This is a genomic window from Peptoniphilaceae bacterium AMB_02 (genome assembly GCA_036321625.1).
Lineage (GTDB): Bacteria > Bacillota > Clostridia > Tissierellales > Peptoniphilaceae > Microaceticoccus > Microaceticoccus formicicus.
Genome location: CP143259.1, coordinates 260,630 through 273,175 on the forward strand (window position 1 = coordinate 260,630; position 12,546 = coordinate 273,175).

Annotated in this window: 13 protein-coding genes; 11 read left to right on the plus strand and 2 right to left on the minus strand. The window is 35.2% G+C overall.

Annotated elements, in window-relative coordinates; genetic code table 11:
* Positions 1-4 precede the first annotated feature (4 nt).
* Both feoB and VZL98_01190 read right to left on the minus strand, forming a co-directional pair.
* Positions 5-2,008, minus strand: a complete 2,004-nt coding sequence (gene feoB, locus VZL98_01185; protein WVH63598.1) for a ferrous iron transport protein B — start codon at positions 2,006-2,008, stop codon at positions 5-7.
* Between the two features lies 1 nt (position 2,009).
* On the minus strand, positions 2,010-2,240 hold the full coding sequence (locus tag VZL98_01190) for a FeoA family protein (GenBank protein ID WVH63599.1): 231 nt from the start codon (positions 2,238-2,240) through the stop codon (positions 2,010-2,012).
* Positions 2,241-2,399: 159 nt separating this feature from the next.
* Here VZL98_01190 and VZL98_01195 point away from each other — a divergent pair, with 159 nt between their 5' ends.
* The 11 genes from VZL98_01195 (at position 2,400) to VZL98_01245 (ending at position 12,508) form a co-directional block, all read left to right on the plus strand.
* A complete protein-coding gene (locus VZL98_01195) occupies positions 2,400-3,074 on the plus strand; it encodes an SH3 domain-containing protein (protein ID WVH63600.1) in 675 nt (224 codons plus the stop codon).
* Positions 3,075-3,094: 20 nt separating this feature from the next.
* Positions 3,095-3,724, plus strand: a complete 630-nt coding sequence (locus VZL98_01200; protein ID WVH63601.1) for a GntR family transcriptional regulator — start codon at positions 3,095-3,097, stop codon at positions 3,722-3,724.
* Positions 3,725-3,961: 237 nt separating this feature from the next.
* Entirely contained in the window at positions 3,962-4,333 is a 372-nt protein-coding gene (locus tag VZL98_01205; GenBank protein WVH63602.1) for a GrdX family protein, read from the plus strand.
* A gap of 19 nt (positions 4,334-4,352) precedes the next feature.
* On the plus strand, positions 4,353-5,642 hold the full coding sequence (locus tag VZL98_01210; protein WVH63603.1) for a glycine/sarcosine/betaine reductase component B subunit: 1,290 nt from the start codon (positions 4,353-4,355) through the stop codon (positions 5,640-5,642).
* A 14-nt stretch (positions 5,643-5,656) separates the two neighbouring features.
* Complete coding sequence (locus VZL98_01215) at positions 5,657-6,955, plus strand: glycine/betaine/sarcosine/D-proline family reductase selenoprotein B (protein ID WVH63604.1); 1,299 nt, start codon at positions 5,657-5,659, stop codon at positions 6,953-6,955.
* Between the two features lie 67 nt (positions 6,956-7,022).
* A complete protein-coding gene (locus VZL98_01220) occupies positions 7,023-8,366 on the plus strand; it encodes a sodium-dependent transporter (protein WVH63605.1) in 1,344 nt (447 codons plus the stop codon).
* Positions 8,367-8,516: 150 nt separating this feature from the next.
* Complete coding sequence (locus VZL98_01225; protein ID WVH63606.1) at positions 8,517-9,485, plus strand: hypothetical protein; 969 nt, start codon at positions 8,517-8,519, stop codon at positions 9,483-9,485.
* Between the two features lie 434 nt (positions 9,486-9,919).
* The gene (locus VZL98_01230; GenBank protein WVH63607.1) at positions 9,920-10,474 is read left to right on the plus strand and encodes a hypothetical protein; all 555 of its coding nucleotides are present in this window, start codon (positions 9,920-9,922) and stop codon (positions 10,472-10,474) included.
* Positions 10,459-11,391, plus strand: coding sequence for a hypothetical protein (locus tag VZL98_01235; protein WVH63608.1), 933 nt, complete (start codon positions 10,459-10,461; stop codon positions 11,389-11,391). The genes VZL98_01230 and VZL98_01235 overlap by 16 nt, the downstream gene beginning before the upstream one ends.
* 150 nt (positions 11,392-11,541) lie before the next feature.
* Complete coding sequence (locus VZL98_01240; GenBank protein WVH63609.1) at positions 11,542-11,868, plus strand: PadR family transcriptional regulator; 327 nt, start codon at positions 11,542-11,544, stop codon at positions 11,866-11,868.
* Positions 11,855-12,508: a DUF2812 domain-containing protein gene (locus tag VZL98_01245; GenBank protein WVH63610.1), complete on the plus strand. Its 654-nt coding sequence runs from the start codon at positions 11,855-11,857 to the stop codon at positions 12,506-12,508. The genes VZL98_01240 and VZL98_01245 overlap by 14 nt, the downstream gene beginning before the upstream one ends.
* Positions 12,509-12,546: the final 38 nt, after the last annotated feature.

Genomic DNA, 12,546 nt, shown 5'->3' on the forward strand with positions numbered 1-12,546 from the left:
CTTATTATCTAAAACCCAGTAATAGACCCAGCTGATATACTATGACGGCCACAATATACGCGATAATAAGAGTATAGATGGCCATGAAAAGCATCCATCCTATAGATTTTGTTTCCTTTTTTACTGTGCCAAGTACTGCTACGCATGGTGTGTAAAGTAGTACCATAACCATGTAAGCCACTGCTGATAATGGCGTAAAATGCTGTTTAAGTGAAGTTATAAGCTCAGGACCTTCCTGAACTCCCGAGTATATCATACCCAAAGTTGCAACTACACCTTCTTTTGCCGGCATGCCTGCAGCGAGTCCGACAGCTGCTTGCCAAGTATCATTTCCTATGGGAGCCAGTACCGGTTTTATAAAGTTTCCTATGCCTCCAAGTGCAGAGTTTATACTATAAGGCTCTACACCAAATGGGACATTGGCAAGAATATATAGGATAATAACTATAAGTGTAATGGTCGTAGATGCACGTTTTACAAAGGCTGACAAGTTTTCCCACATATTCTTTAATACATTCTCTGCAATTGGAGCTCTATAGGGTGGAAGTTCCATTATGAATTCCGATGCTTCGCCTTTGAATAGTGTTTTTGAGAATATTTTGGCTACTATTATCGCCACCACAAATCCTAAAAAGTATAGTGCAAATAATAAGAGCGCCGGATTACCCGGGAAAAATGCACCTGCAAACATAACGTAAACAGGGATTTTTGCACCACATGACATGAATGGATTTATGAGAAGTGAAATCATTCTGTCGTTTTTACTTTCAAGGGTTCTCGTTGCCATGACTCCCGGGACATTACAGCCAAATCCTACGATCATAGAGATAACTGCTTTTCCTGGAAGTCCTAGCTTTTTCATCCAAAAGTCCATTACATATGCAACTCTGGACATATATCCTACATCTTCAAGGAATCCAAGGAGTAGAAAGAGTATTCCTATTATCGGTATAAAGGTAAGAACCGTACCCACTCCTGCAATCAAGCCATCATTTACTAGTCCCGTGAAGAATTCTGATACATTCATGTTTTTAAACCATACTGTAACATTGTCTTTTAAAAGGTCAAGGGCTTTTTCTATATAACCTCCCAATAGATTTTGTCCTATGACGAATGTCAGTTGAAAGACGAGTAACATTATGGCTGCGAAGATTGGAACGCCTAGGAATTTATTGGTAACTATTCTGTCGACTCTGTCTGAAAAACTGACTATTCCGGTTACGGGTTTTGAAACTCTTTTAACTATAATCTCATGAATATGCTCATATCTACTATTGATTATCAATAACTCATTATGCTCTTTTGCAATATCCAATTTTTTAATAAGAGAGTGAAACTCTTCATTGTTTTTCAATTTATTGAGGTTTTTCGTTTCCGCTATAATTCTTTCATCGCCTTCGATATATTTTATGGCAAGCCAATATGGCGGATACGATGTTTTTACATCCTTAAAGTGTTCGACCAATGTTTCTATAAAACCTTGTAGGGATCCGTAGTTAATCCTGACCGGTTTTTGGTCACTATTGACAACTTCAACAACTGTTTCCAATAGTTTTTTTATTCCTTTTTTCTTGGCTGCGACTATTGGAACTACCCTTACGCCAAGATCTTCCTCTAATCCTTCAATATCAAACTTCAGTTTTTGGGCATCTGCTTCATCCATCATATTCAAAGCTATAACTACTTTTACATCCATTTCAAGGATTTGAGTAGGAAGATACAGATTTCTTTCAAGGTTAGTAGCATCGACTACATCTATTACCACATCGGGATTACCCTGAAGTATATAATTTCTAGATACTACTTCATCTTCTGAAAATGCTCCCAGGCTATAAGTTCCTGGGAGGTCCACGACTTTATAATCTTGGTTATTATAACTAAATTTACCCTCTTTTTTGTCAACTGTTACCCCTGGCCAGTTGCCAACCTTTTGATTTGAACCGGTCAATACATTGAATAATGTAGTTTTCCCGATATTGGGATTGCCGATTAAACCTATTTCAATCATATTATTCCCCTACTTTTACAAATATATTATCTGCGATTTTTCTCCCAACTGCTACATTTGAACCATGAATACCTAGAATAAGAGGTCCCATATTGTCGTTCTTTTTTACTCTGGCAAGTGCACCGGTGTGTAAGCCCATTTCAAATAGTCTTTTTGTAGCCTTTTGTCCAGCATTTATATATTGAATTGTACAAAGTTTTCCTTCTTCTACAGAAGTAAGTTTTGTATCCATAATTACCTCCCACATTTGATAAAAGTATCAAACTTATATTGAGTATACAATAATTGATACCCATAATCAATATAAATAAGAGTAAAAAGCAGTTTGAACATCACTGGAACTTTAAAATCTTTCTTATACATGATATAATTTCATAAAGGGGGTATCCTAATGAAAAAATTACTAGTGATGTGCATAATGGCTGCTGTGGTATTTACAGCTACCGGTTGCAAAATCGCAGATGATATAGAATACGATAGAAGTGAAAAATTAACTTTTGAGGTACAGGAGGTCAAGGTAGATGATTTAATTGCCGGAAGACCTGAGCTTAAAAAGCGTAGTGATGAATTAAAGGAGCTTAAAAAGGCTGAAGAAGAAAAGAACAAAGAGAATCAAAAAGTTGAAGATAATAAAAAGTGGACCGTCACTACAGGTGAGTTAAATATAAGGTCGGAAGCTTCTCTCGAATCAGAAGTAATAGGCGAAGTAGCCATGGGAGATGTTATTAACGAGATAGAAACCGTAGTTAATGAAGCAGGTGAGAGATGGATAAAGTTTAAAACCGGTGATGGACGTGACGGTTTTGTAAATGCTGCTTATCTGTCAAAAGAGACCGATGAAGCTCCAATCGCAGTTCACAGGGTTGTAATACCAACTTTAAATGTTAGATTAGAACCATCTGATGAAGCGGAAATACTTGGTGAATTGACGTATTTTAATGAATTTTCCGTTTTCGAAAAGGTGGAGGATGAGCAGGGAAGAGTATGGCTTAAGATTCAATCTTCAGGCTCACCGGATGGGTTCGGATATGTATTATCTGATCTTACCGTGGAAATAGAACAATAAAAAGTCTGGAAGGTGAGGTAGTGTTAAAACAGGATGAAATATTTGAAGAATTAAGGAACAGGATAGTTAGACTGGAATATGAACCTGGGAAGATACTTAATGAAGTTGAGATAGCCGAAGAGTTCGGGGTAAGTAGAACTCCAATACGTCATGCCTTTCAAAAACTTGAATTACACAGACTAATTCAAATAGTGCCTAGGTATGGTGCACAAGTTCCACAAATAGATTTCATAAGAATGAAAAGTCTATTTGAATTAACGACGGTTTTAGATCCGTATGCTGCCAGATTGGCAGTTGCAAATGCGACAGAAGAAATGATTCAAGAGCTTGAAGAGATAGTAGAAAGACTAAAGAAATACGATATGAGTACCGAATATAAATCAGCAATAGTGGATGACGAAAAGTTTCATGAGATTATTCTTGAGTATTCATATAATCCATGGTTACAGGAAACTCTCAAGAATCTACACTCACATTCTGAAAGACTCTGGCACTATTGCAATAAGTTTTTTGAAACACCTGAGATATTTCATGAAACACTTGAACCCATAGTAGAAGCTATCAAAAACAATGATCCTGATGAAGCGGAAAGAACTGCGAGGATACATATTCAGCAATTCGTAGATAGGATTAAAAATACCTTACTTTAATAAAATACATTTAGGAAAACCGAGCAAATGCTCGGTTTTTTTATTGCATATATCGCAAAAAAACAATGATTAAGATTTTTTAATAATTAGAATATTTTTCTTTTAATGTTGAGATTATGCAATTACTAAGACGAAATCTTCACTAAAAGAAACAAATAGCGATAATTATTAATGAGATACACTTGAAAAACAATCAGTATACATATATAATACTAAGCAAAGAAGGAGTGCATGCAGATGAAAAACATAACTGTCACAAATAATAAAACAATTAAAGAACATGATGGTCAACTGATAACGATTTCAGGAGAGTTTAGGGATGTTTTGATAAAAGTAAGGGATTTAGTACATGCAGGTCATAGACTTCTTGTATCTCCACTACCTGCAAGCATTAGAATGTTTTATTCGCCTGTACGCTCAATAGTACTTTCTGAAAAAAGTGATAGTATGGACGTCAATTCGGCAAATATGATTGAGAATGCAATTGCCATGTATGACAAGAGTATGGGTGAAAGAAATATAGATTACAAAAATCTAAAGGATTATGAAATACTGGATCGAGAGTTACTGCAATCGGCTTTTAATGAGCTTAGAGGTGCAGACTTATAAATTAGAAAGGGTGAACTGTATGAGACTAGAGCTAAGGAAGGTGAAAATCACAGACATTCAATTTGGAGACGCTACCAGAGTGGAAAACGGCGTTCTCTTTGTGAATCAAGATGAAATCATCGAAGAATTATTAAAGATTCCGAATGTCAAAAGGGTTTCGTTGGATATGGCCAGACCGGGTGAAAAGGTTAGGATAATTCCGGTGAAAGACGTTATCGAACCCAGAGTTAAAGTTGAAGGCAAGGGCAAGGGGTTCTCTGGAGTGACTTCAGACCTTGTACAACTTGGAGACGGTGTAGTTAAAGTTCTGGATGGTGCTGCAGTTGTTACCATCGGTGACATGGTAGGTTTCCAAGAGGGTGTAATCGATATGTGGGGCGAAGGTGCAAAATGGACTGCATTCTCAAAAACTTTTAATATAGTTGTTGATATCGGAGTAGATAAGGGCTTAGACCCTCATAAGCATGAGGAAGCAGTAAGAATTGCAGGTTTAAGAGCGTCAGAAATAATCGGTGAGGCAGGTAGAGATGCTGAAGCTCAAAAAACTGAAGTTTATGAGATGGGAGATCTTAAAGAAGAATCCGAAAAGTATCCTGATTTACCGAGGGTTTCATATGTAGAGATGCTTATATCTCAAGGACTTCTACATGATGGATATATATATGGAGTAAATTCACAGCAAATTCTACCTACTCTAATCCATCCAAACGAAGAATTAGACGGTGCAGTTATTAGCGGTAACTGTGTAGCTGCATGTGATAAGATAACTACTTATCAACATCAGAATAATTCTGTAATACTGGATCTCTATGCAAGACATGGTAAAGATTTGAATTTTGTGGGAGTAATTTTAACACCTGAACTTACGACTCTTGATGGTAAGTTCAGAACTAAGGATTATACTGCAAAACTTGTTAAAATGTTAGGTTCTGACGGGGTTATCATCTCTGAAGAAGGTTACGGAAACCCTGATTCAGATTTGGTTATGATTTCTGCTGAATGTGAGAAGATGGGTATCAAATCCGTGCTTATAACAGATGAATGTTCCGGATGGGACGGTATGAGCCAGCCGCTTACTGACTATGCTGAAGAAGCTATAGCTGTAATTTCAACCGGAAATGTATCCCATGTTATAGAAGTTGAAAAAGCTGACAGAGTTTTGGGAGATATTGAGGCAATTGCAAACTTGGCAGGCGGATGGGCAGGAGCATATAATCCTGAAGACGGCTCTCTAAAATGTGAACTTAATGCAGTTATCGGCGCTACATCAGAGATTGGATACCACAATCTTACTGTAGAGCTATATTAGGAAAGGGGAAAACAATGGCTGATAAAAAAGTAATTTATTATATAAATCAGTTCTTCGGTCAAATCGGGGGAGAAGAAATGGCCCATGTTGCTCCTGAGTTCAGAGAGGGAGTAGTCGGACCTTCTATGGGATTTGAAAAAGAATTGAAAGATGATGTCAAAGTACTTGGAACCATTATTTGTGGAGACAATTACTTTAATGAAAATAAGGATGAAGCTGTTAAGTTTCTAGAAGCTATTAATGAAGAGCACAAACCGGATTTAGTAGTTGCAGGACCTGCATTTAATGCTGGTAGATATGGTATGGCTTGTGCTGGAGTTGCAGAGTATTTTGATTCTGTAGGTGTTCCTGTTGTTTCAGGTATGTACGAAGAAAACCCGGGTGTTGAGGAATCCAAAAAACATGCCTATGTAGTTCCAACCGGAAATGCTGCAACAGCTATGAGGAAAGCTCTACCTGTTATGGCTGCAATTGCCAACAAAGTCCTTAATGGTGAGGAAGTTAAGCCCTCAGTTGACGGATATTTCGCACAGGGAAAGAGACTGACTGTATTTTCGGATAAAAGAGGTTCGGATAGAGCGATTGAAATGCTTTTGAAAAGACTTAATAATGAGGAGTTTGTTACAGAGCTTCCAATGCCTGAGTTTGATAAGGTAGATCCGGCAGATGCTATCAAAGACTTATCTAATGCTACAATTGCGCTTGTCACTAGTGGCGGTATTGTACCAAACGGTAACCCGGATAGGATTCAATCTGCATCTGCTCAGAAATGGGGCAAGTACGATGTTGATGCCATAGATGAATTAAAAGGTACTTACTATACTGTACATGGTGGGTATGACCCTGTCTATGCAAATGAGTTTCCGGATAGAGTTGCACCACTGGATGAACTTAAGAGACTCGAAAAAGAAGGTGTCATAGGAAAGGTTTATAAATACTTCTATACGACAACAGGTACCGGAACATCAGTAGAAAATTCTGAAAAATTCGGTAGAGAAATCGGGAAAGAACTTAAGGAAGCCGGAGTGGACGGTGTACTTTTAACTTCAACCTGAGGTACTTGTACACGTTGCGGAGCAACAATGGTTAAAGAAATAGAAAGATATGGGATTCCTATAGTACATTTGGCTACTATAACTACAATATCCGAATCAGTCGGTGCAAATAGAATTGTTCCAACTATTGCGATTCCATATCCAGTCGGAAATCCGACACTTAATACTGAAGATGAAAAAGCACTTAGAGATGAAATGGTAGAAAGAGCGGTAAACGCATTAGCTACCGAAATAACTGAGGCAACCCAATTCAAATAAAATATAGGAGAAGAGTCGATATATTCTGTTATATCGACTCTTTTTATCCTAAAATAGGAGGTATAGTATGGAAAAAAATAGAGAATCTTGGGGTAGTCGTTTTGCATTTATAATGGCAGCTGCGGGTTTCGCAATTGGTTTAGGTAATATGTGGAGGTTCCCTTATTTAGTAGGAACCCAGGGTGGTGGAGCTTTTGTACTTATATATTTGGTTATATGCTTATTGATAGGTATACCACTGTTTACGATGGAAATAACACTTGGAAGATTGGCTCAAGCAAGTCCTGTAGTGGGGATGAGGAAACTCACGAAAAAAGGAAGTCCATGGGTATCATTTGGATGGTTTGGTGTAATAGCAGCATTTTTCATACTTACCTACTATATCCAAATAATGGGTTGGTTAGCAGCATATGTTGTTAAGATGATAACGGGAGCTTTGTCCGGACTACCGGCCGGTGGTTACGAACAGGCATTTACCGACTTTACTACGAATCCTATGCAGCTTGGGATTTTTACAATTATTTGTACTCTTATCATAGGTTTTATATCAGCCAGAGGTATTAAAGAAGGTATAGAAAAAGCTTGTAATATACTTATGCCCGCATTATTTATAATGCTATTAATACTGGTTGTAAGGTCGATAACTCTTCCCGGCGCAATGGAAGGTGTTAAATGGTATATGAATTTAGATTTTTCTAAAATAACGGGACAAACTTTCCTTTTAGCACTTGGTCAGGCATTTTTCTCCATTGGAATTGCCAGTGGAGGAGGTTTTATATACGGATCTTATCTCGAAAGAGATACCAATATACCCGGGGATGCCCTATTGGTAGTTGCAGCGGATACCTCAGCTGCAATATTGGCGGGATTTGTAATGTTTCCTGCAATATTTGCACTTGGTCTTGAACCGGGACAAGGAAGTAAACTTTTGTTTGTAACCATGTCAAATCTATTTGACAAACTTCCGGGAGGAGTATTCTTCGGTACAATATTCTTCCTACTGGTATTCTTTGCAGCATTATTATCTGCAATCGGTTACTTTGAGCCAATACTTACTACCATAGTGGATATATTCGGTATTGAGCGAAAAAAAGCTACATGGGTTGGACTAGCAGCAATATTTGTAGTTGGATTCCCAACTATAATGGCTCATGGACCATGGGCGAATATAACCATACTTGGTAAAAACTTTTTCGACTTCGCCGATTTTCTATCGGGTAATATATTGATGCCGCTTGGAGCAATCGTACTGTCACTGTATACTGCTTTTATCTGGAAATTCAACAGATTTAAAGAAGATGCCAATGTTGGAGCAGGATCGTATAGAGTTATGGCATGGTGGAAACCTCTAGTAATGTTTTTAATCCCGATTGTTTTGATAATTATATTTGTTAGGGGAGTATTCTTTTAAAAAATTTAATGAATTATTTAAGCCCGGAGTGCATTTGGTAACTCCGGGTATTTTAATCCGGTTTAATAAGCGAGTTTTCTTACAAAACTGTACGTAATCAAGGGGTTTTTAAGTGATATAATGACTATAATATTAAATCGGGGAGGGTGTATGAAAAAAATAATTATACTTACTGCATTACTTATGCTAACCGCATGTCAACCTAAAAGCAATGCTTCTGAAACAGCAGAAAAAGAAAAAGTTAAGAATTCTGAGGAAATGGTAATAAAAATCGAAGAAGATGACAAAAAAGAACAGAAAGAAGAAAAGGAAGTTAAAGACCTTAAATCAGATAATCAAGAAGCATCTGAAAACACTAAGGAATCAGATATACCCAGAATAGTTGAGGAAAATTTGACTGCGATGGGAGTAGTTAAAGAAGTAGATCATAATAAAGCCTATTTGATTTTGGATACAAAAGAAGGGGATATAAGATTTGATAAATATGACCACGCTATAATTAATAGCATGCATGATAGAAAAATAGGACCTGACAAAATTAATCTAAAAGATGAATTATCAATATCCTATATGAAAATGGATGATAAAATAATAGCTACTCAAATAAAAAACCTGTCCAACTCTGAAGGATCCTCAGTATTCATTCCGGTAGAACAAAAGCAAGAATTCGAAGAAAAATATCAAAAAATGGCATACGATGCACTTTATCAAGAAAATCTTAAAACTAGGCAAAAAAATGGTGAGTTTTTGATAGTATATCCTGAAGTTGTAGACAGTTATGAAGACGAAAATGTCCTAAAACTATACACTATTAACAATTATTCTTGGTTCGTACTTTGGGACAACAATGAGCTCGAAGGAAAGAGTGCTGCAGTTGGCGAGTATCTTGTCTTAGAATACACTAAAACCGGTAGCGAACTTAAGTTTAAGACCATACACAAAATGGAAGTAGATGGAGCATTAACAGGAGAATCAGTAAAGAAACTCGTAGTAGATAAACCTGAAGTCTATGATAAATTTATAAATGAAAGACACAAGATAGATGGAGTAGCCCTAAGAGAAGAAGCCGAAAAATTATTAGACTTACATGGTTACAAGCATAAATTTATAGAAAATTAAATGAGTTCAAACCGGGTCATCATGATGATCCGGTTTTTTTGGGGCAAAAATAGTAGGGTCAAACTAAAGATATTAAAAAATAATCATATACTGAATTAATTAAATACAGTAAGATAAATACTATAAAAATTAAATAAACAAGAAATGTGATTGGTATCATTATATAAATAACTTGAATAGTACACTAAATTGTAGACTACCCTATTTGGCATTGGGTATAAGAGAGATATATATTTATAATGGAAGAATAAATTTATAAAGGCTTAGTATATTTATGGTGGATAAGAACAAAGGCGAAGGCAATTAAAGTTGAGAAGTTAGATTAAACAAATAATTTAGCCACTATTCATAAATGGTTAAATATCTATTTGTTTGTTAAAAAGCTGGTAAAGTGTTATAATATAAGTGGCATGCTAAATCTAAAAGGAGACATTATGTTTGATTCTAAATTAAATTTTTTAATGAAACTTACCAATACTACAAATAATAGTTTAGCAAGAGCTTGTTCATTGGATAATTCATATATAAGTCGGTTACGTACAGGAAAAAGAAAACTGCCCAAGAAACAGAATTATTTAACACAAATTGTAGATTATTTGACAAACAGAATTCATAAACCTTATCAAATGGAATTATTGATGCTGGCAGTAGGATTCGACGATGAGATACTTGAGATAGAAGAAATAAAAAAAGAAGTTGAGAAATGGTTGATAAGCAGTCAAAATCTCTCTAATGTCGATGATTATCTTAAAAAGATAGAATCTATCCCCGATGAATCAGATGATAAATTGAATTATGATTTTGAATACCCAACAAGTAATTTTTATTACGGGTTAAAAGGTAAACAAAAAGTTGTATCGAGATTCTTAAATAGCGTAATTGATTCGAATGATATTCATCATTTATATTTGTATAGCGATGAGGTATTTGACTGGATAGTTGATCCTTCTTATTTTAAAAGTGGTACAAACTTATGTCTGAAGCTTTAAAGAAAGGAAATACAATTACAATAATACATGATATTGATAGAAGATATGGAGATATGCAAGCATCATTAAATGTTTGGATGCAATTGTATATGTCCGGAAGAATTGAGGCATGGTACTGTCCGGGGATTAGAGATGGTATTATCAATACAACCAGGTTTATAGCACCCGGATTGGCTGCGGTAATCAGTAATAATATTCACAATTCCGTAGAAGAAAACCTAAATATATATCTGGAAAATAAAAAAGCAATTGCGGCTATTGAAGCTGAATATAAATCATTTTTATCTCTTTGCGAGCCTTTAATGAAACATTATGACATAAAAAAAGTACATGAGTTTTGGGATATGCACTTAAACCAACTTACAAGTGACAGCGATATCTATTTTATATCTGATTCGCTTTCTTTGATTTCCTTTCCTATAAAAATATTAAAAGAGGAAAATTCTACGATTTTTGAATTTGCTTATAATACAGTAAAAGAACTTAAATTAGGTTTAATGGATAATCTAAAAAATAGAGAATTTATTGAAATAATACCATATGATCTTCTTGATCCGGAAAGTAAAAAATTACCAAAATTTTATAAAGGATCTTTTCTGCATCTGGATAATATAGAATACACAAAAAAAATCTTTATAAAGCAGTTGGAGAATCAATTAATGCTTTTAAATGAGGTAGAAAATTATAAGCTATATATTACCAAACATATGGATAAGAGAATGCATCTCCAATTTGCAATAAACCATAGCGCAATATTTACTACACCTAATATTGAAGCAAAAGCAATCTCATTTACTGAGAAGACTATGATATCTTCATTAGATGAATTTGTACAGCGTTTTATAACTTCTTATTGTATAACAGATAGAGAAAAGGTAAAAGAACTAATAAAACATAAGATAGAATCTCTTATATAGAAATTATAAAAAGGGCATAATAAGACATTGGAACAGTTAAACGGATCTAATGTCTTTTTTTATTGCAAATACTATTACATTGTACTACTTGACACGTAGTACGCAGTGCGATATAATAGTATTACGTTAAACGTAATAGAGGTGAATTGTATGAAAATGGTTATAGAATCCCCTTTAACAGAAACGGTATTTCTCATACTCCTTTCAATGACGGAACCCAATCATGGATATGGAGTAATGCAGTATGTTGAAGAGGCGACTGAAGGAAGAGTTGTATTTGGTCCGGGGACACTATATGGTGCGATTAATACACTGGCTAAAAAGGGCTGGATTAAACGCGTTGATGAAGTGGATAGAAGGAAAGAATATCAGATCACCGAAAAGGGCATGGCAAATTTACAATTTGAGATCAAAAGAATGCAGGATGTATTGAGGATAGCTAAGCATAAAGGGGTGATTGTAAATGAAAAAATTTAGAATATTTTTTAATCCTATTGAATCTAGAGAGAAATGGCTAAATAGAATGGGAGATAAAGGCTACAAACTCAATTCAATTTCAGGAATGGGAACGGTGTACGAATTTGTTGAAACAGATTGTAAATACGAGTATAAAGCACAGTATATAGGGTATATGTCAAATGATGAGAGGCTAGAGTATGAATCATTTCTAAAGGATGCTAATTACGATTTTTGGAATCTACAGATAAACTTAGGACAAGTATCCATAGGTAGAGTAAAGTTTAGGCCATATGCAAGGGGAACCGGTAGATTTGCTACCTCATCAGGCATGATAAATAGAGAAATCTTAATTGTGGAAAAATTGGCTGCTGATGGAGAGTTTAAGTTATTTACCGATGTTGAAAGTAGTATATCCGATCTTAAGATGAGAAGAAGAACCTATATATATTTATTATCAATGATTATATTTTTTGCAGCATTTGGTATGTTTTTTAATAATCAAAAACCAATATTTAAGTGGACCTGGAAGTCTTATGAAGGAATATATTCTCCAATCATGATTTCAATGATTATCCTTCTAGCTGCAATTTATGCTATATATTTTATAGTAATGCTCAGTTATGAGATAAAGAACTTAAAAGAAAGTCCATATCAGTAAAATAAAAACAGATTTTTACACCTTGTTTATGCTAAAAT

Coding starts and splice junctions, on each gene's coding strand:
- feoB (WVH63598.1), bottom strand. CDS start 2,008: ATGATTGAAATAGGTTTAATCGGCAATCCCAATATCGGGAAAACTACA.
- VZL98_01190 (WVH63599.1), bottom strand. CDS start 2,240: ATGGATACAAAACTTACTTCTGTAGAAGAAGGAAAACTTTGTACAATT.
- VZL98_01195 (WVH63600.1), top strand. CDS start 2,400: ATGAAAAAATTACTAGTGATGTGCATAATGGCTGCTGTGGTATTTACA.
- VZL98_01205 (WVH63602.1), top strand. CDS start 3,962: ATGAAAAACATAACTGTCACAAATAATAAAACAATTAAAGAACATGAT.
- VZL98_01210 (WVH63603.1), top strand. CDS start 4,353: ATGAGACTAGAGCTAAGGAAGGTGAAAATCACAGACATTCAATTTGGA.
- VZL98_01220 (WVH63605.1), top strand. CDS start 7,023: ATGGAAAAAAATAGAGAATCTTGGGGTAGTCGTTTTGCATTTATAATG.
- VZL98_01225 (WVH63606.1), top strand. CDS start 8,517: ATGAAAAAAATAATTATACTTACTGCATTACTTATGCTAACCGCATGT.
- VZL98_01230 (WVH63607.1), top strand. CDS start 9,920: ATGTTTGATTCTAAATTAAATTTTTTAATGAAACTTACCAATACTACA.
- VZL98_01235 (WVH63608.1), top strand. CDS start 10,459: ATGTCTGAAGCTTTAAAGAAAGGAAATACAATTACAATAATACATGAT.
- VZL98_01240 (WVH63609.1), top strand. CDS start 11,542: ATGAAAATGGTTATAGAATCCCCTTTAACAGAAACGGTATTTCTCATA.
- VZL98_01245 (WVH63610.1), top strand. CDS start 11,855: ATGAAAAAATTTAGAATATTTTTTAATCCTATTGAATCTAGAGAGAAA.